We start from the raw sequence: 24,177 nt of genomic DNA, 5'->3' as shown, positions 1-24,177 counted from the left end.
TTTTATTTGCCAAGCTGTACTGCTAGGCACTATCATCAATACAGTTCAACTTGGTCCCCGTTATTGGTTTCGTCCATGTTTACCTCTTCCCGACGCGCTTGGTGCAGCCGCTATTGTGCAATCAGTTTCATAACACTGCTGACACTGCCGGCTTTTGCGCAACCCTCAAAACCTACCTGGAAGGAAGCGGTCAAGCTGATCGATTCCAAGTCGTCGGCCGATGTCTTGGCTGCGACCAATATGCTCACTCAACCTACTCAGGGTGACCAGGCCTTGCCGCCTCCTGGCATGCTCACGCTGGCTCTTCATCAGCTTCGTCAACCCGATGTGGTTGCAGCAATGCAGACGTTGAAGACGTTCGATCAGCAAACCACCCTGGATCCGACTAGTCTGTTAAGCGGGCTACGTTGGCGTCTCAAGCTCTATGCGGCCTTGGCCAGCGAAGACGAACCGGCTGCGGAAGCGGCGTTCAAAGATTTGGTGCGACACGTCGTGCGCGCACAGGGTGATCCATTAGATATGCGGGCCGCTGCGCACACAGTGGGAGCCACGGTGGCCATGTTGGAACTGGAGCAGGCTCACTCGCCTTTGGTCAAACGCGTCTTGGAGATCGGCACTACATGTATGACGACTTCGAAGCTGCGCGGCGTAGGCTTTGCCTACGAGATGGCCTATGCCCAAGCACATGAACGGGCTGAAGCTATCGCCAAGAATCTAGCGCTGATTGAATCCGCCGGCTTGGAGTATTTGCAAGCCGACTATACCAAGCGACTGGAATCACTGAAGAAGCGTCAAGCGGAACTAGCGGAACAAAAAGAACTCAACAGTGAAGTGGCCCGCAACTCGCGTGAGCAGATCGATCAGAACACCCTCGACTTGCGGCAACTGAACCGCGAACTCTCCAAGATCAATAACGATTTGCGCAGACCAACTCCCGGATATCCGGGTCCCAAGCAACCGGCGCCGCCGGCTCCACCACCGCGCTCATCCATTCGTGTACCCGAATACGAGACGCGTACCGAATACGAGTACGTTACTCAAAACGGCCAGCAGGTTCGCGTCCCTATCACTCGACAAGAGCGCCGGCCGCAATCGGACATCGATCGCGACCGCGACCGCGAGTACAGCTTTATTGTCGGTCGATACAACGAAGTGATGCGCGAGTATCGAGCTTACGAGACTCGATACGACGAAGACATCCGCACATGGACCGCCAACGACCAACTCCGTCGCGAAGATCTGAGCAAACGCAAGGCCGAAGCGGAAGCGCAGCGTGAGGAGTTGGTGCGCGCTAACAAGGACATTAACGAAGAGAAACGCGACTACGCTAAAGAGCTCCGATTGAAACGCACCGCTGAAGAACAAGAAGAGTTTGATTTGCAGATGATTCAAATCGCGTTGGAAGCGACTGCCGCCCAGAAGCCCGAATCCGCCTTTCGCCCGGTTAACTTTGAACTGCTAAACTTGAGCCAAGAAAAACTGTTATTGCAGAAGTAATCGCCCTGTAGAGCGCCGTAGAGCGGCTGTCCCCAGCCGCTCAGCACCCGGCAAGTCGCCTGGCTAGCAGTCAAACCAGATGCCTGGCAGCGGAAGAGAATTTCGGGCGGAAGAGAATTTGGTTAGAGGGTTCTGAGCGGCTGGGGACAGCCGCTCTACGCTTACAAACAAAATACTATGCACACCACCAATCTACTGGCTCTCGGCATCGCGCTCATCACTTCCACTTTTTGCCTGGCCCAGGCGGATGTCGATGCGATCGACGCGGATCGCGCCCAGCGTTATGCCGAGCAATTGCATTCGCTAGAAGAACTGCGCGTCGCACTGCGCGATCGAGCTAGTTCGTTGATGGCCAATAATCCAAATATTGAACGCGAACTGGGCAACGCGTTGCAAAATGAAATGGCTGCCGCTGGGGCCCTGCGCAACACGCCTGGATTCGTAGGCATACCAACTCTGCTACAAACCTATCGAACCTATCGAGGTCAGTCGGGTGAACTGATTCTGCAGCCTGAGTTGTTGTTGTGGTATACCTTTCAAGACAACACGTTTTTGCGCCAACAATTGATGTTCTCGGTCTTGAATGCTCAACAAAACGCCGCCCGCAGTTATGCCGCTCTGGAAGGTAGTCGCGTTGCATTGGAACAAATTGCACAAAACTCGGACGAAAACTTCTTGAAGTTCCGGCAACTTGCTGACTTCATGGGTCGTCGCTCAAGTGCAGAGTTGAATGCCGGCGAAGCAATGACGGATGCTTGGACCAAAGCGGATCCGTTTCACGCAGGTGCTACCTTGGTTCGCGCCTACGCGCTCAGAGGCGCAGGCCGCGGTGATGACTGCAAGACCTTGCTCACGACGCTCGATGACAACTTTCCCGTCATGGAATCGATTTCCAATGCCGTCGCTGCTCAACTAGCTTACGTTGGCGATGACCTCAAAGAAGCTCGACGTCTGCTGGACCTGGCTGTCTCTCAAGCGCGACAATCGGGCACTACCGAAGCCTACCTGGTGTCCGGCTGGATCTCGATGGCTGAGAAGAAGTATGACGAGGCCAAAGGCTACGCGGCTAAGGCGCGGCAATTACAATCCAGTCCCACCAGCAAAGCTGATATCGAAGTCTCGCTGCTCGAAGCGCTGGCGACCGCTTACGAAAAACCCAGTCGCGGCCGCGATGCTCTGCAACTGTTACGGCGCGCCCAATTGAGCGTCTCCGATGATGATTGGCACTATCACGAAGCATTAGCTCTGATTCACTTGATGGCCAAAGATAAACAGTTCGCCAAACGCGAGATCGAAGCCGCGCTGAGATTTGCGCCGAGCTTCGTTCGAACCGAATTAGAAGCCGAACGCGCCGCAATCGATGCCGGCAATCTACCGTCAATCGACTGGAAAGCCCGCGTGAAGATGCTCTGGCAGCGCTAGTTCTGTAGCCGATCTCGCCAGAGATTGGACAACGTAAATCCAAAATGTGGCGACTTCGGCTACGAAATCGCTCCAAAGTCTGGCGACTTCGGCTACAGAAGAGGTTCCAAAGTCTGGCGACTTCGGCTACAGGTAATTACTGGCCATCGGGGATTTTCTCGATTAACTCCTTGGTGCCGCTCTTGGCATCGTCGAGCAATTTACCGGAGGCGTCGCTGGCCTTCTTGCTTGCCCGCGCGGCAGCATCGACAGCGTCTTTTGTGCCTTCGGCCGCTTTGTCGATGGTTTTATCATCGCAGCCTGATATCAGCAGTGCAGCCAGTGCCAAGCTGCCAAAGACTTGTCGAACGATCATGATTTGGTATCTCCTAGTTCACGTATGTACGCAAACGTCGGGCCATATCTGGGCAACAGACGGTGCCTTAGGCTAGCACCTCAGTTACCACCCGCGCTGGACGCTTAGCAGTGATGACTTGTTCTTGGGTGTTATGGGGATAGGTCATCTTTTCGTGTTCGATACCGAACAGATGCATGATGGTGGCTTGGAAGTCATTGGGCGTAACCACGTTTTCGACGGCTTTGTGGCCGAACTCGTCGGTCTTGCCGAAAGCCATGCCGCCGCGCACGCCGCCTCCGGCTAGCCAGATACTGAAGCCTTGGCCGTTGTGATCGCGGCCAGCTTTTTCGGGCGAGCCATGCTCTTGAGTCACTGGCAATCGGCCAATCTCGCCACCCCAGTGCACTAGAGTTGAATCGAGCATGCCGCGCTGCTTCAGATCAAACACCAGCGCCGCGGCGGGTTGATCTGTCTTGCGACAGATGCTCGACAGGCCAGATGTTAGGGAACTATGGTTATCCCAAGGCTGACCAGCGTGAAACAGTTGCACAAAGCGCACGCCACGTTCGACCAGGCGACGCGCGATCAGGCAACGCGTGCCGTACTCGCGAGTTTCCTCGCGATCGATGCCGTAGAGCGCATGCGTCGCAGCGGTCTCTTGGGATATATCCAGCGCTTCGGCGGCGGCAGTTTGCATGCGCGCCGCCAGTTCGTAACTGGCGATTCGGGCTTCCAGTTCGGCTTCGCCAGGATGAGCCGCCAGGTAATCGGCGTTCATTTGTTGCAGCAATTCCAGATTCTGCCTTTGAAACTTGCCGACCAGGTGAGCAGGTGGTTGCAAGTTCAGAATACGTGGCTCGCGCGGCCGCAGGACGGTGCCTTGAAACATGGCTGGCATAAAACCATTGGACCAGTTGGTCACACCATCGACAGGCAATCCACCGGGATCGGTCAACACCATGTAAGCCGGCAAGTCTTGTGATTGACAACCCAGCGCATACACCAACCACGAACCCAGTGTCGGTCGACCAAGTACGCCTGGAATCCCGCCATGAAAGTAGCGTATCGATACTTCATGACCATTGGCTCCGGTATGCATCGATCGAATGAGGCACAGGTCATCGACGACTTTGGATGTGTGAGGCAACAGCTCCGATAGTTCCGTTCCACAGGCTCCACGCGGAGCAAACTTGAATGGACTGCCGAAAAGTTTCTTGCTGGCTTCGTTAACAAAGCTGAAATGAATGTCGCCCGAGTAATCGGTGCCGCTGTACTTAGTGAGCTCGGGTTTCGGATCGGTCAAGTCCATATGCGATGGCCCGCCGTGTTGAAATAGCGAGATCATCGCCTTGGCCTTAGGCTCGAACTGCGGCGCACGTGGCTTGAGATCATTGAACGGCTTGGCCGTTACGGACTTAGGCTTGGCATGCGCGGCTTCTTGTTGCATCAGCCAGGCTAGGGCAACCGAGCCAATACCCATCGCTTGATGAGCCAGGAATTGTCGGCGTGTATGCATAAATCTTATCCTCTGACCAGCAGTTCGTCTTAGCCGCCTACGTTTGCAAACAGCTAGTAATAGGTCGCTGCTAGCTCAAATTAATCTACGTACAGAAACTCGTTGGAATTCAATAGCATCTGGCACAGGTTGACCAGCACTTGTCTTTCGGGCGTGCTCCCGGCAGGTACGCCTTGTCCATCGCGGCGCAGTTCGGTCAACTGCGCGACCGCAAACCGGAGTGCGGCTTGCTGCTCATCGCTTTTGGGCACGCGAGCCAGCGCGAGTTGCCAGGCTCGATCGGCTTGAACCAGCCACTGCTGGGCAGTCAGAGCCGGTCCGTGGTAATCCGCTACCGAATCTGCATGACGCGGCTGGCCGGTCGCATCGGTCCACTGCATTTTTACGGGCCACAAAAATGAATCAGACGTTTCGTGTGCCTGGCATTCAATGACAAAGTCCAACGTCTCACCGGCTTGTACCTTGATCTCGCCCGTCGTTGTGTCGGTTTTATTGTTGAACGCTTGCCAGGTGCCCAACTGACCACCGATTGACGAGACGATGCGCCCGCGCACACCATCACCGTTGGAACTCGAATGCTCCAGCGTGCCTTTTAAAACAAGTGTCAGTGCTTGAGGCGCGGTCCAGCGACGGACGATCGAATACTGCGGATTGCCAGGATGTCCGCCTTGCGCATGCCAGGATGCGTAGCCCGACTGGCCACCTGGCAACTCAGGACCACCTTGCCAGCGACCGGCCAAGAAATGCGTTAGCTCCGTAAACTCTTGAGTGCGCTGACTGGCCTCGTCGTATTTGCCAGTACCGTAGGTCCACTGACCAACCTCCGGCATCGGCCACTGAATTGTGGTTAGCTGACTATTGAGCGATGGATTGCTTGAGGCATCGTGGCCACCAGTTGGGTTGGCTGCGGTTTCGCGGAGAATGCGATCGGCCAGGTGGCCGGCTTGTTCAATGGTAAACTCACCGTTGAGCAGCATGAGCGACTGCGTGGCGACGGTGGATACGGGTCGAAATTCGCAGTTGGTCTCCATCACCGGCGCATCAAAGGTCTGCAGCATGGCCACCGGCTGCGTACGCCGTTGTTTGATATACAAGCTGCGACGTGTCTGCGAACCATCAACAATCGTCTGACCAGCATCATCTTCTTTGATGGCCACTGGCGCGCCATACAAGGTTGCATCCAACCGCCCTACAACTGTTAACATGCGATCGCGAATGATCTCGGCATCCAGTCGCTGCAAGTTCTTGCGCCAGTAGTAATAGTTATCCGGATCGATCGACTGTCGCACAGGATCGCGATAGCTGCTTTGTCGCCAGGCCGTCGACTGCATGATCACTCGATGCAGTTGTTTGAGGCTCCAACCTTTTTTGACAAACTCTGAGGCTAACCAATCAAGCAACTCAGGATGCGTAGGCATGCTGCCCAATCGACCAAAGTCACCCGGCGTCGCCACCAGTCCTTGACCGAAGTGATGCATCCATACGCGATTGACGATAACGCGCGGCAGCAGCGGGTTACTGGGTTGCGTTAGCCATTTGGCGAAAGCCAGTCGTCGCCCGGTGGTGGGCAAGTTTGGATCATCGGCCGCAAATTCGATATGCTGGCCCTCGGGCACCGCGACCGCTGGAGGAGCCGGGGCGACTTCTTGCTGAGGCTGTTGATGATCGCCACGATGAAACAGTCGGGCCAAGGGAGCGCGATTGGCTGGTTCGGTCAGCACGCGGACAAATTCTTCGACTGGCTTCTCTGCTCGTTTGGCCGCAATTTCGGCATCGAGCTTTTTCAGCTCTTCGTCAGCTTTGGGCAAATACTGATAGAGCACACCTGGCGAAATATTGACGCTGGGATACTTATCCAACAGAGCTTTGTGCTCGGCAGAGCGATCTTTGTCGGGTGTTTCGTAGGCAGTTCGCAGTTGCCCGCGCAGGGGTTCTTCGTACTTCTCCAGCTCTTTATTGAGAGCTTCTTTCATATACTCGTCGCGCTTGGCATTGCGGGCTGCTTCCATGCCTTGAGCGGCTGCTTCGATCTCGGCCGACTTCTGGCGATTGTCGGCTGTGTACAAAGATACTAAGCGACCTCCTGGTGGCTGCCACTGTTGCCAGTCGAGGGCCGGTTCAAAGACCGAACGAATAGCGTGATAGTCCAAGTGCGATATCGGATCGTAGCGGTGATCATGACACTGAGCGCAGTGCAAACTGGTGCCCAACAGTGAACTACCGACGATCTTCAGCGTATCGGCAATAACTTTGTTGCGGGCTTCTGGACTATCGTCGCCGCTACCTGTGCCATCGGCTGCTGTGCGCAGAAAGCCGGTGGCAGTCAGCAGTTCAATTTGCTCAGCGGTCAAATCTCCTTGCGCGGGACCCGCCAATTCATCGCCGGCCAATTGTTCAGTCACAAAGCGATCAAACGGTTTGTCGCTGTTGAGCGCTCGCATTACATAGTCGCGATACTTCCACGCCCACGGTCGTTCGGCATCGGCCAGCGTGTAACCATCGGAGTCTGCATATCCGGCTACATCGAGCCAGTGGCGCGCCCAACGTTCACCGTAGTGCGGTGAATCCAGCAAGTGATCCAAGAGAGCTGCGTACCACGTGTCCGATGAATCGTTCAGCCAACGATCGAGTTCCGCACTCGACGGAGGCAGACCGATCAGATCAAAGTAGGCGCGCACAATCAGTTGCCGTTTGGGCGCATCAGGCGAGAGTGTCAGACCATCGGGCATGGCCGCTTGCAACCAATGATCGATGGGCGAGCGTAAGCGGCTCTGATCGATATCCGGTTTCAGCGCTGGTAATTCAGGCTGCGCCAAAGGGCGATAGGCCCAGTACTGCCGATCTTCTTCGCTCAGCGGCACACCGGGACCGATCGTCTCCGGTTCCGGACGCGCGGTCGGTGCGCCCGCTGCCAACCAGCGGCGAATCAGTTCGACTTGTTCGGGTGGTACACGCGCTTCGCCCGGTGGCATGTCGCCACTGGCAACCATCTGCAGCAGTGGCGATTGTTCGATCGACTCGCGATCGATGGCCGGGCCAGAGTCTCCGCCCTTGTCGATGAAACGCACCAGCCGCAAGTCGAGATTCGCCTCGACTTTGGTTTGTGCGCCATGGCAATCCAGACAATGCTCGCGCAGGATTGGACGTATATGTTGTTCGAATAAGACTGACTCAGTCGCAGATTCGTCGGTGGATTGGGCATCCGCTGTGACCATCAGGCCTGCCAACAGGCACAGCATCTGACAGATCTTGAAAGACCATCGCATCAGGCAGGACTCGTAACTGGGGTGGGATAGGAAAGGCAGGACCAGCGGCCCACTGGCTACCTTTATTATAGTCACTTTTCGCCCCCAAAGCGTAGAGCGGCTGCAATCGGCGGCCGCTCAATCGTTTAACCCGTAGCCGGCAGGCGAGGTAAACGCAGGAGTTAGTTTTCCACGCGCAAGTCGCTGGATTGAGCACGCAAATGCTCAGGTAAACGCAGACTTCGGTTAGAGGGTGCGCCTCGCCGTGATCGTTTAACCCGTAGCCGTCAGGCGAGGCAATCGAAGGAGTTAGTTCTCCATGTGCATGTCTCTGGATTGAGCACGCAAATGCTCAGGTAAACGCAGCTTGGGTTAGAGGGTGCACCTCGCTGTGGTCGTTTAACCCGTAGCCGTCAGGCGAGGCAATCGAAGGAGTTAGTTCTCCACGCGCATGTCTCTGGATTGAGCACACAAATGCTCAGGTAAACGCAGGCTTGGGTTAGAGGGTGCGCCTCGCCGTGATCGTTTAACCCGTAGCCGTCAGGCGAGGCTATCGAAGGAGTTAGTTTTCCACGCGCAAGTCTCTGGATTGAGCACACAAATGCTCAGGTAAACGCAGGCTTGGGTTAGAGGGTGCGCCTCGCCGTGATCGTTTAACCCGTAGCCGTCAGGCGAGGCAATCGAAGGAGTTAATTCTCCACGTGCATGTCTCTGGATTGAGCACGCAAATGCTCAGGTAAACGCAGGCTTGGGTTAGAGGGTGCGCCTAGCCTGGCGGCTACGGGTTAAACGAAATGCTCAGGTAAACGCGGGCTTGGGTTAGAGGGTGCGCCTCGCCTGACGGCTACGGGTTAAACGAGATGCTCAGGTAAACGCGGGCTTGGGTTAGAGGGTGCGCCTCGCCTGGCGGCTACGGGTTAAACGACGTGCCCTACAGGTTGACCACGAACACCTGATTCCAGGGGCCTACGCGGCGAACGTAGGCTATGCTCTGACCGTCGGGAGAAAACACGCAGGCCTCCACACGAGGTGTGTTTTCAGTTGTGCTCGGTTCGGTCAACGCGCGCGTGGAGCGACCATCGATCGAGCTAACGCAAACACGCTGATCGCTTATGTACGTAACCCATTGGCCATTGGCAGAGAGGCTGAAGGTCGATGCGATGCCGCTCTGGGAACGAGTAATCTGCTGCGGATCGCCGCCGCCGGGACTGATGCGAAACAACTGAGCCACACCAGCTGCGTCGCGCATCAAGAACAAGATCCATTGGCCATCGGCTGTGCTGCGCGGCCAATGCCGTGGTGATGAGATGCCAGGATGCGGATAATCTTCTGTATAGGTCAAACGTCGTTGGATCACGCCCTGTGGCGGCTTGGGTCGCGTGGTGGCTGTGCCTTCCAGCGGTCCATGCGGACCAGGCTGAGTCAGATCGTCGGGTAGTACCAGCACAAAGAGTTCGGTCAGCCTGGCACCATGTTTGCCAACGATGTCACCCAGGAACGCTAACCCCCTGCCCTCCGCGCCCAGCCAGGCATCTTCGTACGCCCGATCGATCTGCTCGGTACCGCTTTGTGGATAATCGACGGTGTGCGTAACCAACGTGCTGAAGTGCGAACCACTATGGTTGCGCGGATGCGAACTGCTGACTACGACGGGACGATCTGGTGAACTGATGCCAATGTTACGTTGATTGCGCTCGGCTGGTCCATGGCTGGCCGGATCAATCGTGGCCAATACATGATCTTCGTAGGTATAGGCTACGCGTTTGCCTTGAGGATCAAAGGTATGCACATGCGAACCACCACGCAGGGCCCCAGGCACAAACGGCGGTTCGTAACACATCGCATCCAAGGATATCAGATCGTCTTGCGAAACAACCTTTCCTGAAACGAACTGCGACGTATCGAAGATAACACCGCGACGGTGATACGGCGCGTATTGCCACTGGGGCGTGGGCGATTCAGGACCCAGGATAAAGACGATGCGCTCGGTGCGTGGGCAACATGTCACCACGCCACAATAGGCGCCGCGCTGGCTTTCCACCAAGCGCTCGACGCGGCCGCTCGGAACGTGCACGCGCTCGATCCAGCGACCATCAAATTGACTGCCCGCTGCATCGCTCCGCGTATCGTAGTAGATCCACTGACCATCTGGCGACCAACAACTGATGTTGGTCAGGATGTGACCGTAGGGCGAGTTGGTTAACTGTCGATCTGAGTTGGGCATTTGGTTCTTACACAAACAACGCCCCGGCGTAGCCGACAACGCGCGAACGATCGCCACCTGCATCGGCGCTAGTAGCGTACGACAGCTCTTGAACTTTGAAGTTATGTCCTAACTTGTGCAGAGTAGCCATCACCAGAGCTGCGGGGACTACGCCGCACATGCTAATTTGATGTTCGTTACAAGTATCGAGTAACTTCTGCGGATCGCCCGTTACCAAAGCATCCAGCGCTAACCGATCGAGTCGTCGATTCTCTGCGTCGTCGGCAAAGTGATTCATGTCGCTGGAGATGACCAGTAGCGGCTGGGTGGGCAAGGTCCGCAGGGCTTCGGCCAAACCTTCAGCTGCGGTTTCAATCTCCGACCAGATACCGCCATGAATTGCCAGACCGACAATTTTCGTTTGAGGCGCCACGCGCTCCAGGATCGGTAGTTGAACTTCGATGCCATGTTCTTTTTCATGTGCTGCCACGTCCATTTGCAAGCCCGGCATCTTCTCCACCAGCAACTTGGCTAGCTCGGGATCACTTGCAAAACCCACGCTGCCGCTCAGCTTCCAACGTTCAAACGGACACACGGCCCAGTTCACGCCGGCATTAGTATGCTTAGGGGAAATGATGATGACCGTTTCCGGAATCTCAACGCTACGCCAGGCATCAGCGGCGACAGTGCCACTAAACTTCAAACCGGCATGCGGGACCATGACCGCTAGCGCCTTTTGCTTGGGGCGGGCATCGTGGCGACAGAGACCTTCGACCATCGATCGGCGAGCCGCATCTTCGGCGGGATAGAACAGACCTCCGACGGCTGGATCGCGCGTGCCCGTGCCGCGCATGGGTACTGGGAGTGTCGTAGCCAGAACTTCTTGCAGCGTCGAAATGAACTGCATGCTATGCAGCACTCCATACTTGCTGCCGAGGGGCAAACGACTGCGCAGTTGCTCCAGTAATTCTTCGGCCGTTTTGCCAGGTGCAAAGCCGACCGCGCAGTGGCGTGGGTCATTGATCACGAACCCTCGCACGCTGGTATCCACGCCTTCGATATGTAAATGTTCGGTCTGACCATGCAAGGCGGGATCGTAACCGATCGTCAGTCCCACTTGAAATTGACCAGCGTAGCGCTGGCGTACCAGGATCTGGGCTACGCTCTGGCACATTTGAAAGAGAGTCGATTGCAATGGCACGCCTGGCCGAACGGACACGTGGATGGCGTTGCCTTGCCGCAGGTCGCCTTCGGCTCCCCACTGCATGGAAAGGATGATGGCGTTGACGGGCATATCCGGCAAGTCAGGCACATAGTAGCTGGGCGTGGCACCTTGAGCGATCAAGGTAATGTTGTTAGCCGCCAGTTGCACGTATTGGTTTAGCTGTTCCAGAGTCAGTGGCGCTGGCATGTCTAGGGCAGTATCACCCAGCACCGCAACTTCGAACGGTCCGCTCACAGCCTGGCCTTCGAAGGTCATGACACGCGCGGTTGAGTGTTTCCAGGCGTCGGTAGGCAAACCCGCTTTGCGACAGACAGCTTGCAAGAATTGCAAGGCGTTCCAATGTCGTTCGGTGGCCACGCTGGGCAACAGTAACCCGCTAGTTTCGCCTTGCTGGATCACCAGCCCGTGTTTGCCGATTTCGATCGCCGCTGCGCGATCGGCCCCTTCAGCATTAATGGGTTCCATGGGACCGAGCAGCGTAACATCGACGTCCAAGTACTTAAGTTCGCTGGGCGAAACTGGAGCCAGGCGCTGATCTTCCAGCACGGTGCGCGAGGCGGCTTGTTGGGTCGCTGCGCCCAGATGCATGGCTTTGCCCAGTACGCCACAACATCCACGCAGGTGTTCGCCGCGCTTGAGCGTAACGAAGGCTCCATGCACCACCATTTCCGAGAGATTGCCCAAGGCCTCGCTGGACTGCGTCGTCGGTTGACGCAAAGCAGTTTGAGCGACCCATTGGCAAGCCGCTTTGTGAAGCGCGGTGCGTTGTTCGGGCAACAACTTGGGAAGCGAATGTGGGCGCGAGGCAGCGGTTCGGCCGCCAGCAACCGGACCTGGGCTGGTACTCATCGATGAATCCTTCACAGCAAACTGCTCTATCTGCACCGGTTGACGCCGGGCACCCCATGTGCCTGGAGAATCGAGAAAGCGTCCCGGTATCAGTGTCTGACAAGCTCGACAGCGATCGCGCTCGAGCGCGTAAACTCCCAGTTGATACCAATCTCGCTCGATGAGCAACTGGCGACAATTAGAACAATAGGTACTTTGTCTCTCTACATCGTGCACATTACCCACATATCCATACTTCAGCCCGGTTTGCCGAGCGATCTCGTAGGCTTCGACCAGTTTCTCGGGTGGCGTGCGGCCGCGATCCTGCATACGGAAATCGGGGTGGAAGGCCGTGAAATGGATCGGCACATCGTCACCCAAGTGTTCCAGCAGATAATCGCACATGCGTTTCAGTTCGTCCGCTCCATCGTTAGCACCGGGGATAATGAGGTTGGTGATTTCAAACCACACATCGGTTTCATGTTTGAGGTACACCAAGGTATCGAGTACGGGTTGCAGGTGCGAGTAAGTAACTTTGTGATAGAACTCTTCGGTGAACGCTTTCAAGTCGACGTTGGCTGCGTCCATGTACTGGAAGAATTCGCCGCGGGCTGCCGGTGTGATGTAGCCCGCTGTAACGGCGACGGTTTTCACGCCGACGTCGCGACATGCTTTGGCTGAATCGATGGCGTACTCGGCCCAGACGACTGGATCGTTGTAGGTGAACGCGACGCTATGGCAGCCAAGTTGTTGAGCTGCGCGGGCGATCGTGTCCGGCTCAGCCCGGGCGCTCAGCCGCTGCACTTCACGCGATTTGGAGATGTCCCAGTTTTGACAGAACTTGCAACCTAGATTGCAGCCGGCCGTACCAAAGGACAGCACGGCTGTGCCTGGCAGGAAGTGATTAAGCGGTTTCTTTTCGATGGGGTCAATGCAGAAGCCGGTGCTTTTGCCGTAGGTGCTCAGCACCATCTCACCATCGCGATTCTCTCGCACAAAACAAAAACCGCGATCGCCTGGTTTGAGACTACACTGCCTGGGGCATAAAAAACAATCGATGCGATCTTCTTTGTCACTGGGTGACCACCACGCTCCCGGCATTGAACCGTCGGCCAGCCGCGTGTGTGAGATCGCCTTGTAGTCCATGATTTGCTCCTGACACCAATTGTATCAGTGAGTAGTAAATCGTTTAACCCGTAGCCGCCAGGCTAGGTGAACCCGCTAACCACAGCCGGCGTTTACCTGAGCATATGTTGGCTTGCGATCGTTTAACCCGTAGCCGCCAGGCGAGGTGAACCTGCTAACCACAGCCTGCGTTTGCCTGAGCATATGCGTGCTTCATCCAGATTGCCTGGCCATCCACAGGCTGGAAGCCTATGCCACAGGGGCGTGGTATAACAGGGGCTCTTGGTGTCGATCAACTTAAAACTTTTCGAAGACTCCGCGACTTGCAGCTGACTATGAACATTCAAATACCGGTAGCCGGAATTCAGATGGACATTCACTTGGGCAACAACTCTGGCAATGTGGCGCGAATGATCGAGTACCTGGATGATCCGCAGGTAGCCAGTGCCAAGTTAGTTGTCTTTCCGGAATGCGCGGTGAGCGGATATTGCTTTGACAGTCGCGAAGAGGCCTGGCCGCATGCTGAGCCGATAACGGGAGCGTCGGTTTCAGCGCTGTTAGCGGCTGCCCAGGTTCGCGGCAAACATTTGGTCTTCGGTATGTTGGAGCGTAACGGCGAGCGGCTGCATAACAGTTGTGTGTTGCTCGGACCCGAAGGCATTGTGGGTGTGTACCGCAAGATACACTTGCCGTTTTTGGGCGTGGACCGATTTGTCGATGCGGGCACCGAGCCGCTGCGCGTGTACGATCTGGGCACGATGCGGGTGGGCATGCATATATGCTACGACGGTTCGTTTCCGGAAACGGTGCGAGTGCTCGCGCTGCAAGGAGCGGACTTGATCGTCTTGCCGACGAACTGGCCACCCGGAGCCGATACCTTTGCCGAGTATTTGCCGAATGCTCGAGCCTTGGAGAATCATGTGTATTACATGGCGGTCAATCGCGTGGGCGTCGAGCGTGGTTTCGAGTTCATCGGCACCAGCAAATTTTGTTTGCCGACTGGTCGTTCACCCGCGATTGGCTCGCGGACGGATCCTTCGATCATTACCGGCAGCGTCATGCCGCACATTGCGCGCAATAAGTTGCTCGTGCGTGTCCCCGGCAAACACCTCATCGACCGCCTGGCCGACCGCCGCCCCGAATTCTACGGTCTGCTGACCGAGCCCCATGGTCTGGTCCGCGACGAATCGAAGTAGACGTCTGTCCCCAGCCGCTCGGCACCTGCTAGCATGGCTTCTTCAAACCACTGGTCTGTCCGTCTGTCCCCCGCGCATACGTCGGTGACGCTCGCAAAACGACCCGTGGTCTGTCCCCCGTGCCATCGCCCGAGATCGGGGGACAGACGTGTGGTGTGACGATGAATGCTCAGCGGGTGCTACGCGCCCGGGTCTGTCCCCCGCGCTTACGTCGGTGACGCTAGCAAAACGACCCGTGGTCTGTCCCCCGTGCCATCGCCCGAGATCGGGGCGCCAAGATCGGGGGACAGACGTGTGGTGTGAAGAGGCATGCTCAGCGGGTGCTGAGCGGCTGGGGACAGCCGCTCTACCCTGGCTACCCCTTACGATGGATCAAAGGCGCCACTGCCTACGCCTGGTCCTTTGGGCATGTATTTGCATAAAGCTATGCCTAAGAAATATAAAATCGTCAGCGGCACAAACATGCCCACCATGCTGTACGCATCAGCCGGCGTTAGCACCATCGACAAGAATGCGATCGCCAGCACCGCGATACGCCACTTGCTGATATACATCTCTACGCTGACGATGCCAAAGCGATTCAAAGCCAGCATCACCATCGGCAATTGAAACGCGATACCAAAGCCCAGCGGCAAGAAGAGCGCAAACGATATGTAGTCCTTCAGTCGCGGCGCAAAATCGATGTCCATGCCTTCGTTGTAAGTTAACAAGAACTCGATCACCAATTCAAAGATCACAAAGAAGGCCAAACATATGCCCGACACAAACAAGATGATGCTCAGCGGCATATAGATGTACACATACCGTCGCTCGTGCGGATACAACCCCGCGGCCAAGAATTGCCACAAGTGATAAAAAATACCCGGCGAACCAATAATCGCACCGACCAACAAGCCAGCCTTCAGCCAGATTAGGAACCCCTCAAGAGCATCCAACGTACTCAAGCGATTGGGTATTGGACGCATCAACAATAACGGCTGCAACTGTGCAATCGCGTTGGCACCCAGATTCCACACAGCGTTGTAATTCGGTGGCTCGGCTTTCTCGGGCACGGCGTCATCACCAGCTTTCGCGGTATCCACTGGCTTCGTTTCGGCCTTGGTTTCAGCCGGCGGCGTAGTGGGCTCGGCAGCTGAGCCCGTGGTAGGTTCATAAAACGCTTTGAGCTGATCGCGAGGAACGAAGACTCGCTCAGGCATAACACCATTAACTTTCATAAAAGTTAACAGCTCAGGTGAGGCATCATAGCCATTGATACGTTTAAATTTGTCTGCCGACTGCTTGACGTAGAAGTCGTCCATCTTCTTGCGCAACGGTTGCGATATGAAGTTAACGACCGAATTGGCGAATAACAGTCCTACACAGGTGCCGACGGCTAGCCAAAGGAGGGCTTTCCCCAAGCAGCGCCGGAGTTCCTCCAGATGCTCGCCAAAAGACATCGAGCTCTTTTCGAATAGGTCGTCGGTCAGGTTGGGTTGTTTCAGCATATGGCTCTACTTACTCGACGGCCCGCCGGGCTCATCATAAATTATGGCATCGTTCTACTTTTCGATGATAACCGGCACCATGCACCGCCACAATGAGCTTTCGATATGCCAGCTGAGTGTTACCCCCTGCGTCTGCAACCCGCGTTTCGCAACTATATTTGGGGAGGACGTAAACTCTCTACAGTCCTCGGTAAAAATTTACCCGACGATGGCAAGTGGGCAGAAAGTTGGGAAGTCGTCGATCATCCGGAACACGAAAGCGTGGTCATCAACGGCCCGCTGACCGGTCAAACGCTCGGCGCCTTGATGAAAAGTGATCCAGCCTGGTTGGTAGGGAATGCTCCCGCCGTAGCCGGACGATTTCCATTGCTGCTCAAGTACTTGGACTGCGCCCGAGTGCTAAGCGTCCAAGTGCATCCCGATGACGATTATGGCCTGCGCATGACGCCACCCGACCTTGGCAAGACCGAAGCCTGGTACATCATGCACGCCGAACCCGATGCACTGTTATACGCCGGCTTGAAACCTGGAATTGATCGCGCGGATCTGAAAGCTGCGATTGCCGCGGGCAAAACAGCCGAATGCTTGCACGTCATCAGGCCCATGGCCGGCGATTGCGTCTTCATCCCTGCCGGCACCGTACACGCCTTGGGTGCTGGTCTGCTGGTGGCCGAAATTCAACAATCGTCCAATACCACTTTTCGACTCTACGACTGGGATCGAGTCGATGACAAGGGTCAGTCGCGTCCGCTGCACATCGAACAGTCGCTGGATACGATCGATTTTCAAGCTGGTCCACGCTTGGTTCAAAATCCTCAACCCACCCGAACACCGGGTCGCGAAAGCTTGGTCGATTGCGACAAATTTCGCTTCGATCGCATCGCGGGCATCTCACACTGTTCAATAGGCGGCGATGGCCGGTTCCACATTTTGACAGTCCCTCATGGCCAAGTCCGCCTCAAATGGAATGGTGGCCAAGAAGATCTTCAGCGGGGACAGACCATCCTGCTGCCAGCCAACTGCCCGGCCTGCCAAATCCAACTAGCTCCCGATACCACTCTGCTAGTCGCTGAACCGTCGTCGAGCGACTGGGGACAGCCGCTTTGAATGTTTGCTGCGGGAGGGAGCAGGCCTTCGCCCTCCCGGTCACGCGGTCGGTCGAGGATTGGGTTAGCGGGTGCTGAGCGGCTGGGGACAGCCGCTCTACGTCTTGCCCCCGAGACTATGTCCGTACTGCATGGCGGTGTTGGGCTCAGGAGGACCTTCGCCCTCCCGGACCTGAGGTCGGTCGAGAATTTGGTTTGAGGGTGCTGAGCGGCTGAGGACAGCCGCTCTACGCGTTCGCCCTCCCGGCTCGGGCTAAACGGTATAGACGCACTGCCAGGAGTTGGCGTGTTTTTACGTGTTAGCATTTACCGATGCAATGCTAGCAGCTGCGCGTCGAGGGATTCACCGGAAGGATTGCTCTGGGCGGCTGGCTCACCAATCGGCTAGGATTGCCGACCAGGAAAGGAATTCCGTTATGACTCGAGCAGTGTTGCTGATGCTGGTGGTCCTTAGTTCGGGGTGTGCGAACCGTCCGCGTTGGGGCCTGCCGACCGGCGAAGGTACGGTCGATCGCCAAAACGCTCGAGCCGCCGTTCATGATCCGTATCCCTTAAACGATATAGGTCCCGAAGTTGTCGGGGGCCGGCCTCGTGGGTTTATGAATCCGTTGCCGGAAGCCAAGCGCAATCAAATCACCGGTCCCACCAATAGCGTCCCGGTCGATCAATTTCCCCCCGGATTCGGTTTTCCGCGGTAAGCGTCAGGATGGGTAATTGGAGCTATTCTGTGTTGACCAGGGCAGTTATGATGACTGGGTAAGCTCGCCAACTCTCGCTCTCCCGGAAACTCCATGCCTCGCAAATCCAAGTCGCCTTCACCGGCCACTCCACGCCCGCTCTCTGGCCCACAGCGACTGAACAAGATCTTAGCCGCCGCGGGTTTAGGCAGCCGTCGCCAAGTCGAACAGTACATCTTGGATGGCCGTATCGAAGTAGATGACCAGCCCGTCACCGACTTGGCCACCAAAATCGATCCGGAAACCGCCAAGGTGACCTTCGACGGCTCGGCCATCAAAGTATTTCGCCCAGTTTATTTCGCACTCAATAAACCCATCGGCGTCGTATCGACCAACAGCGATCCTGCTGGACGCATGCGGATCATCGATTTAGTTAATGTCAAAGAACGCATCTTCTCTGCCGGCCGCTTGGATCGATCAAGCGAAGGCCTGATGCTGCTGACAAACGATGGTGAATTGGTGCAGCGACTGTGCCATCCTCGTTATGGCATCCAGAAACTCTACCTGGCTACGGTCCAAGGCGAAGTCACGCAGGCTGATCTCGAGAAACTCATTCGCGGTGTGCGATTGTCTGAAGGATACGCCAAAGTCGACGCGGTCAAGCTGCGCAAACAGCGCAGTGGGGCCGCTGATTTAGAGATTGCGCTCTCCGAAGGCAAGAACCGCGAGATCCGCCGCATCCTGGCTCGACTGGGTCACAAAGTTGTCGCGCTCAAACGCCTGGCTATCGGACCACTGCGACTTGGACCCTTACCCACCGGCGGCTGGCGACCACTCACGCGGCACGAAGTCGAAGCGTTATATACAGCGACATTGGCAAGTCGCCGCAAGCGTCGCGGCACTGGCAAGCCGCTGCGCAGCAAGAAGGATGATTCATCCACCTCCAGCGACAAAACTCCTGGTTCCTTGGCGGCGGGTCGCTTTGATGATTTCTTCGATGACGAAGATGATGATGACTTCATGCCCTCGCTATTGGATCAATCCGACGGTGAGGATGATGCCCTGGGCGATGACATCGTGCCTATCATGGTCGGAGATCATTCGATCATCGGTACCGTCTTGGGTTATGAAGAAGACGAAGCGACCGACGACGAGGATTCAGCGCCGCGACGCAGCAAGCGACCAGCCCAACGCGCACCGCGCTCGTCCAGTCCTCGCACTGGCGGTCCACGCGCCAAAGTAGGTGGTGGTGGAAAACGACCGCCACCACGTGGTCGATCCAGTTCGCCCAATGATCTGCGCAATCGTCGCTCCTCCAGTGACGCTGGCTCGGGTGAGTATCGTCAAGAGGGCGATCGATCTGCGACGCGTGGACCTCGCGTCAAAAGCGCACCCAAACGCGGTTTCAAAAGTGCGCCCAAGCGTGGCGCTAAAGCCGGACCAAAAAGCGGACCCAAGTCAGCCACTAAAGCTGGCTTCAAAGCGGCACCGCGGCGCGGTGGGCCCAAGAAACGCGGCAAGCGATAACTTCTGTACGTGCCGTTCCGGCCGGTCCTGCTTTACCCCTGAACCAGCGATCACCATACGATGTCGTTGGCGTTGAAGATCGGTCCTTCGACGCACGTACGCTTGTAGTCCCAGTCTTGGCTGGTACCAATCTTGGCTACACACGTAAAGCAGATGCCGATACCGCAAGCCATCGGTGTTTCTAACGAGACTTCGCAAGGCACTTTATGTTTCTGGGCAACGCGGCTGACCGCTTCCATCATCGGTTCTGGCCCACAGACGGCGATACGCGTTCGCTGCCCAGCTTCGCTGTACAACAGATTCTCCAGTGGACCTGTCACACGCTGCGGCGCGCCGATTGAGCCATCTTCGGTCGCGATATGCACCGTGACACCTGCTTGCTCAAACAGTTCAATGGCTGCCAGGTAATCCGCGGTACGTACGCCGTAACAGAAACTAACGTTACGAGCATAACCACTGGTGCGGGCTGGCTGACCAAACGTTTGTTGGCCTAAAGCTTCTCGTGCCAATGCCAGAAAGGGCGTCTGACCGATGCCGCCAGCAACCATGATCAAGTGGTCTATAGGTTGGTTCGAAAAACCATTGCCTAGTGGACCTGTTACTTCGACCAATGCGCCTGGTTGCATCTGCACCAGGCGACGCGTGAATTTGCCTTTGACCAGGTACACCAGTTCCAACCCGCCTTGGGTGCCAAATAGTGCCAAGGCTCGGCCAATTAGCGGATCGTTGCAATCGGCCACACGCAACATAAAGAATTGCCCTGGCACTGCCCGGGCTGCCAATTGTTCCGCATCCAGTCGAATACGATAGGTATCTTTGGCCAACTGGTCATTAGCCAGTATTTTCACGCGCAACTGTTGAGCTTGATCGGCAAAGTTCGTCATAGGTTGCGTTAGTCCTGGTTCTAAGCCGTGGGCGTTAGCCCCGGTTCTCCCGCTCTAGCGTGCCACAGGCTGGAAGCCTATGCCACAGCCTACCGGTTCTCCCTCCGTGCACCTGTGCGGACCTATTGTCCCAGCACATACGCGAAAATCAGCGGAGCCACGATGGTGGCATCGCTTTGAATCATATACTTCGGACAATCTCGGCTAAGCTTGGTCCAGGTGATCTTCTCATTGGGCACCGCGCCGGAGTATCCGCCGTAGCTGGTAACGGCGTCGCTGATCTGTGCGAAGTAAGCCCACAGCGGTATGTCTTCTTCCAAGTCTTGAATCAACATCGGCACTACGCAAATCGAAAAGTCACCCGCTATGCCACCGCCAATTTGGAAGAAGCCAATGGGTGCCTGTGCACTGGTAGCTCGATACCACTTGGCCAGTTCGGCTAGTTGTTCGGTGCCACTGCGCAGAGCGGCATGACTCTTGACGGTGCCATCCATGACGCGAGCGGTAAACATGTTGCCGAGCGTGCTGTCTTCGGTACCGGGCGAGTAGATGGGAATGTTCTTTTCCTTGGCCGCCATCACCCAGCTATCTTTGATCGGAATTTGATAGTGCTGTTTGAGGTCCGCTTCATCCAGCAGTTTGTAGAAGTACTCGTATGCAAACAGCCCCTGCCCTATTTCGGCTTGATGCTTCCAGTACTTGGTCAGTCGCTGCTGCATGTGCTTCATGACCGTCTCTGGAATACAAGTGTCGGTCACGCGATTGAAGCCTGCATCCCACAGCGCTACTTCGTCTTCCACGCTCAGGGCTCGCCAGTTTTCAATGACGCGATACTCATTATGCGCAAAGAGATTAAAGAGATCCTCTTCTAGATTAGCAGCGGTACAGCTGATCGCGTGAACTTTGTCTTGCCGGATCATCTCGGCCAAGGTCAAGCCTAACTCCGCTGTGCTCATCGCTCCTGCCAGCGACATGAACATCTTGCCGCCATCAGCCAGAAACTTCTTGTAGCCCTTAGCTGCGGCTAATGTCTCGCGGGCGTTGAAGTGACGGAAATTGTGTTCCATGAACTGGCTGATTTGCATTCGCGGGGGGACCTTTCGAAGTTATTGAGTTGTCTGCGTAGATTGGGTTCTCACTGGGCGGTTATTTATCGTTCTAGTGCCATGGGCATCACGACGTAGGCGTATCCATCTTCGGTAGTGAACAGTGCCGATTCGGTGCTCGACGATATATCGGCAGTGCAAGTTGCATCCGGCTCTAGCACGCGCAGAAAATCACTGACGTAGCGAAAGTCCAACTTCATGCGAATCGGGTCGCCTGCGTACGCGATCGGGAACTCGATACGGCTTGCTCCCAGGTTGGCGGTCTTGGCGGTCAGCACCAGCGAACCTTGGCCGAACTCGAAATCCAGTCCTCGCGTTTCGGTGTCGGCCACAATCGAGGCTTGACGAATGGCATTGAAGAACGGTCCAACGACAAAGTCTACTCTCACCGATGTGTCGCGTTTAGGAATCACTTGTCGCCAGTTGGGATAGCGTCCCTCCACCAGTCGCGAATAGACCGTGCAGCGGCTAGTACGCAGCAGCACATCGTTGCTGCGCGAAGCTATGTGTACGTTCTCTTCTTTGTCACCGATCGATCGCTCCATCAACGAGAGTGACTTGGTAGGGATGATCGTCGTGTTGCCGCTGGTCTGATGACCACCGACACTCTTGCCTGTACCTAACATGCGAGCCAATCGCCGCCCGTCGGTGCCCACTGCCAGCACTTCGTCGCCGGTCATCTCCATCAACACGCCGCCCAAGGCATACCGCGAACTGTCCGGGTCGGTGGCAAAGCTCGTGCGTTTGACCATCTCCTTGAACAGCCTGGCTGGTAGTTCGTGATACGCTTCTTCTTCGAAGCCTACGACGTTGGGATACTCGTCCGGATTGGCGCTGGGCAGATTGAACTTGGCATTCAAGCCTTCTACCACGGTCTCGGTGCCAGCTGTCTCAAAGCTCAGTTGTTGATCGCTGCTTTCCCTCAAGATCAAACCCACGCGAGATACTGGCAATAGAGCTCGACCGGGACTTTGGACGTCGACGCCTTCTACGTCGATACGAATGCCGGTCTCCATGTCGGTAGCCATCAAGGTCACCCGATCTTCGGCCGCTTCGATCTTGACGTTCTGCAGAATCTCTTTGGGGCTACGCGCATTGGCTACGGTAGCCGCGATTTGGAACGCACTGGCCAACTTTTCTCGATCGCAAGTGATTTTCATAGCTTGAGTCGACTCAGGGATTTGTGGCTGAAGCCGTTTTTGCACGCCGGCGTGCAAATAGATTTTGTGTCTTTGGAAACGAGTTGTTTTACCGTGAAACGTCCTCGCGGGGAAGTGAGTGGACAGTGGGCTTGCATCCGGCGATTCCACTGCCGTTAACGAAGGCGGGTCTTCCTCTGCTTATAGTTTTAAATTAGTAGTATTAAGAATGGCGGCCGAAATTGGACGTTTTCGACAGTCACGCCGAGCAGCAACACCAGACACGGGCAGGAGTTAGAGGGCCTCGCCTACCGGGCTAAACCGGTGGATAGTTCGTTAGTATGGCGTAGAAACCAGTCGACCAGTTGTAGAAGAAACAGTCGAACACTTCGCCAGCGGTCAGGGCAGTGTCAGCAACCCCAACTTTGTCGAACAACGCTCAACAGCAAATGACAACATGTACACAGTAGCGGCGGCCGGCCAGAGAGAGTCGTAGCGGAAGCCGTCAAGGCTTTCGAAATCCAAAGCAGCCGTCCGAAATGCTTGACGCATTCCGCTACGGCGCTAACGTAGTTAACTCGTGCTGCAGTTCCAAGAGGGCGAGTGAGAGTTCGGGGTCGCCGGGTAAACTCTCTTCGAGCTTGCGATAGGCATGCAGGATAGTCGAGTGATCGCGGCCACCAAAATACTCGCCGATCGCTTGCAGGCTGGCCGACGTCAACCGGCGACATAGCAAGATCACCAAACCGCGAGCGCGCACCACGCGAGCCATTCGCGTCTGACCGCGCAGCTCGGGTAGCTTCATCTGAAAGCGGCGAGCCACGGCTTTGGCAATCGTGTTGATGTCCAGCGGCTGTCGTTTGTAGCTGGAAAGAGCTTGCTCGCGCAATTGAACCAGATCGATAGCCCCATATAACTTGCGCTGTTGACTGGCGATGATGATCAGCGAATGCAATTGCTGGGCAGTTAGCGGTTCATTCAGCTTAGTAAACAACGATACCAAATCATCGATCGGCAACATTGGATCAATGATGGAAGCCAACATGGCCACGATCTTGGCTCGCGTCAGTGCAGCCGGCAGCGATAATTCCAGCGAGTAACCAGCAGTTAATCGGCTAGTCAGCGCACTGCGCATGCCACGTATGCCAGCCGGTAATCGCGACGAAGTAAAGATGACAGGTCGTTCACTCTCTTGCATGGCATCCAAATTGGCAGCCAGTTCATCTTGAGCTGCCGGCTTGGTAGCCAAGACGTCCAGGTTGTCGATTACCAGCAAGCGACAACGACGATGACGCCGGCGGAAATGATCGATATCGTCCGCATCGATGGCTTCCAGATAATCGCTAGCGTAGTTGTTACCCGTGGTGAAGATGAGCGGCCGTTCATCGGTGTGCCGCGCCCATAACGTCGCCAGAGTGATGGCCAGCGTAGTCTTGCCACTACCGGGCGGTCCAAACAACACGATGGGGCTCAAGCTGGCCAGCTTGACGATCTGCCGCTTGTTGAACAGAAAGTTCAACTGTGCATTCTCGTTGCCCACGATATACGCCGGCAACGGCCATTGCCCTTCGGTCGACGAAGCATCATGTCGCCGAAGCGAAGCAGGTTGCTCCAGCGGAATCGAAGTTATCTTCCTACTAGTCAATTGCGTAGACAC

16 protein-coding genes are annotated in these 24,177 nt (G+C 56.1%); 6 read left to right on the top strand and 10 right to left on the bottom strand.

The genetic code is table 11. From position 1 onward, the window contains the following. Window positions 1–75: 75 nt before the first annotated feature. Both SH573x_RS00080 and SH573x_RS00075 read left to right on the top strand, forming a co-directional pair. Complete coding sequence (locus SH573x_RS00080) at window positions 76–1,497, top strand: hypothetical protein (protein ID WP_479352246.1); 1,422 nt, start codon at window positions 76–78, stop codon at window positions 1,495–1,497. Between the two features lie 177 nt (window positions 1,498–1,674). After that, window positions 1,675–2,919 (top strand): tetratricopeptide repeat protein, encoded by a 1,245-nt coding sequence (locus SH573x_RS00075; protein WP_479352245.1) that lies wholly within the window; start codon window positions 1,675–1,677, stop codon window positions 2,917–2,919. A 136-nt stretch (window positions 2,920–3,055) separates the two neighbouring features. On the opposite strand, the gene SH573x_RS00070 is transcribed toward SH573x_RS00075, so the two are convergent. The 5 genes from SH573x_RS00070 to amrS all read right to left on the bottom strand — a co-directional run bounded on the left by SH573x_RS00070 (window position 3,056) and on the right by amrS (window position 13,419). After that, window positions 3,056–3,274 (bottom strand): hypothetical protein, encoded by a 219-nt coding sequence (locus SH573x_RS00070; RefSeq protein WP_479352244.1) that lies wholly within the window; start codon window positions 3,272–3,274, stop codon window positions 3,056–3,058. A gap of 67 nt (window positions 3,275–3,341) precedes the next feature. Then, a complete protein-coding gene (locus tag SH573x_RS00065; RefSeq protein ID WP_479352243.1) occupies window positions 3,342–4,772 on the bottom strand; it encodes a DUF1501 domain-containing protein in 1,431 nt (476 codons plus the stop codon). A gap of 80 nt (window positions 4,773–4,852) precedes the next feature. Next, window positions 4,853–8,038: a PSD1 and planctomycete cytochrome C domain-containing protein gene (locus SH573x_RS00060; protein ID WP_479352242.1), complete on the bottom strand. Its 3,186-nt coding sequence runs from the start codon at window positions 8,036–8,038 to the stop codon at window positions 4,853–4,855. 910 nt (window positions 8,039–8,948) lie between these two features. Then, window positions 8,949–10,241, bottom strand: coding sequence for a DUF3748 domain-containing protein (locus SH573x_RS00055; RefSeq protein WP_479352241.1), 1,293 nt, complete (start codon window positions 10,239–10,241; stop codon window positions 8,949–8,951). A gap of 7 nt (window positions 10,242–10,248) precedes the next feature. Beyond that, on the bottom strand, window positions 10,249–13,419 hold the full coding sequence (amrS, locus tag SH573x_RS00050) for an AmmeMemoRadiSam system radical SAM enzyme (protein WP_479352240.1): 3,171 nt from the start codon (window positions 13,417–13,419) through the stop codon (window positions 10,249–10,251). Window positions 13,420–13,733: 314 nt separating this feature from the next. Between amrS and SH573x_RS00045 the strand changes: the two genes are divergently transcribed. Continuing rightward, window positions 13,734–14,594, top strand: a complete 861-nt coding sequence (locus SH573x_RS00045; RefSeq protein ID WP_479352239.1) for a carbon-nitrogen hydrolase family protein — start codon at window positions 13,734–13,736, stop codon at window positions 14,592–14,594. Between the two features lie 362 nt (window positions 14,595–14,956). Here SH573x_RS00045 and tatC read toward each other — a convergent pair whose 3' ends face one another. Further along, window positions 14,957–16,081: a twin-arginine translocase subunit TatC gene (tatC, locus tag SH573x_RS00040; RefSeq protein WP_479352238.1), complete on the bottom strand. Its 1,125-nt coding sequence runs from the start codon at window positions 16,079–16,081 to the stop codon at window positions 14,957–14,959. Between the two features lie 105 nt (window positions 16,082–16,186). Here tatC and SH573x_RS00035 point away from each other — a divergent pair, with 105 nt between their 5' ends. The 3 genes from SH573x_RS00035 to SH573x_RS00025 all read left to right on the top strand — a co-directional run bounded on the left by SH573x_RS00035 (window position 16,187) and on the right by SH573x_RS00025 (window position 19,391). After that, complete coding sequence (locus SH573x_RS00035) at window positions 16,187–17,188, top strand: type I phosphomannose isomerase catalytic subunit (RefSeq protein WP_479352237.1); 1,002 nt, start codon at window positions 16,187–16,189, stop codon at window positions 17,186–17,188. Window positions 17,189–17,603: 415 nt separating this feature from the next. Then, window positions 17,604–17,885 carry a membrane or secreted protein gene (locus tag SH573x_RS00030; protein WP_479352236.1) on the top strand — a complete coding sequence of 94 codons (282 nt, stop codon included), beginning with the start codon at window positions 17,604–17,606 and terminating at the stop codon, window positions 17,883–17,885. A gap of 93 nt (window positions 17,886–17,978) precedes the next feature. Further along, window positions 17,979–19,391 (top strand): pseudouridine synthase, encoded by a 1,413-nt coding sequence (locus SH573x_RS00025; RefSeq protein WP_479352235.1) that lies wholly within the window; start codon window positions 17,979–17,981, stop codon window positions 19,389–19,391. A 50-nt stretch (window positions 19,392–19,441) separates the two neighbouring features. On the opposite strand, the gene SH573x_RS00020 is transcribed toward SH573x_RS00025, so the two are convergent. The 4 genes from SH573x_RS00020 to SH573x_RS00005 form a co-directional block, all read right to left on the bottom strand. After that, window positions 19,442–20,275 (bottom strand): dihydroorotate dehydrogenase electron transfer subunit, encoded by an 834-nt coding sequence (locus SH573x_RS00020; protein WP_479352234.1) that lies wholly within the window; start codon window positions 20,273–20,275, stop codon window positions 19,442–19,444. Between the two features lie 122 nt (window positions 20,276–20,397). After that, the gene (locus SH573x_RS00015; RefSeq protein WP_479352233.1) at window positions 20,398–21,360 is read right to left on the bottom strand and encodes a deoxyhypusine synthase family protein; all 963 of its coding nucleotides are present in this window, start codon (window positions 21,358–21,360) and stop codon (window positions 20,398–20,400) included. Between the two features lie 65 nt (window positions 21,361–21,425). Beyond that, complete coding sequence (dnaN, locus tag SH573x_RS00010) at window positions 21,426–22,541, bottom strand: DNA polymerase III subunit beta (protein WP_479352232.1); 1,116 nt, start codon at window positions 22,539–22,541, stop codon at window positions 21,426–21,428. Window positions 22,542–23,076: 535 nt separating this feature from the next. Further along, complete coding sequence (locus SH573x_RS00005) at window positions 23,077–24,177, bottom strand: helix-turn-helix domain-containing protein (protein ID WP_479352231.1); 1,101 nt, start codon at window positions 24,175–24,177, stop codon at window positions 23,077–23,079.

Source organism: Rania fehmarnensis (assembly GCF_056494185.1).
This window is presented reverse-complemented; position numbering and strand designations above follow the sequence as displayed.

What these genes read in the sequence shown, in the direction of transcription:
- SH573x_RS00080 (WP_479352246.1), top strand. Translation starts at nt 76, where the DNA reads ATGTTTACCTCTTCCCGACGCGCTTGGTGCAGCCGCTATTGTGCAATC.
- SH573x_RS00075 (WP_479352245.1), top strand. Translation starts at nt 1,675, where the DNA reads ATGCACACCACCAATCTACTGGCTCTCGGCATCGCGCTCATCACTTCC.
- SH573x_RS00070 (WP_479352244.1), bottom strand. Translation starts at nt 3,274, where the DNA reads ATGATCGTTCGACAAGTCTTTGGCAGCTTGGCACTGGCTGCACTGCTG.
- SH573x_RS00065 (WP_479352243.1), bottom strand. Translation starts at nt 4,772, where the DNA reads ATGCATACACGCCGACAATTCCTGGCTCATCAAGCGATGGGTATTGGC.
- SH573x_RS00060 (WP_479352242.1), bottom strand. Translation starts at nt 8,038, where the DNA reads ATGCGATGGTCTTTCAAGATCTGTCAGATGCTGTGCCTGTTGGCAGGC.
- SH573x_RS00055 (WP_479352241.1), bottom strand. Translation starts at nt 10,241, where the DNA reads ATGCCCAACTCAGATCGACAGTTAACCAACTCGCCCTACGGTCACATC.
- amrS (WP_479352240.1), bottom strand. Translation starts at nt 13,419, where the DNA reads ATGGACTACAAGGCGATCTCACACACGCGGCTGGCCGACGGTTCAATG.
- SH573x_RS00045 (WP_479352239.1), top strand. Translation starts at nt 13,734, where the DNA reads ATGAACATTCAAATACCGGTAGCCGGAATTCAGATGGACATTCACTTG.
- tatC (WP_479352238.1), bottom strand. Translation starts at nt 16,081, where the DNA reads ATGCTGAAACAACCCAACCTGACCGACGACCTATTCGAAAAGAGCTCG.
- SH573x_RS00035 (WP_479352237.1), top strand. Translation starts at nt 16,187, where the DNA reads ATGCCAGCTGAGTGTTACCCCCTGCGTCTGCAACCCGCGTTTCGCAAC.
- SH573x_RS00030 (WP_479352236.1), top strand. Translation starts at nt 17,604, where the DNA reads ATGACTCGAGCAGTGTTGCTGATGCTGGTGGTCCTTAGTTCGGGGTGT.
- SH573x_RS00025 (WP_479352235.1), top strand. Translation starts at nt 17,979, where the DNA reads ATGCCTCGCAAATCCAAGTCGCCTTCACCGGCCACTCCACGCCCGCTC.
- SH573x_RS00020 (WP_479352234.1), bottom strand. Translation starts at nt 20,275, where the DNA reads ATGACGAACTTTGCCGATCAAGCTCAACAGTTGCGCGTGAAAATACTG.
- SH573x_RS00015 (WP_479352233.1), bottom strand. Translation starts at nt 21,360, where the DNA reads ATGCAAATCAGCCAGTTCATGGAACACAATTTCCGTCACTTCAACGCC.
- dnaN (WP_479352232.1), bottom strand. Translation starts at nt 22,541, where the DNA reads ATGAAAATCACTTGCGATCGAGAAAAGTTGGCCAGTGCGTTCCAAATC.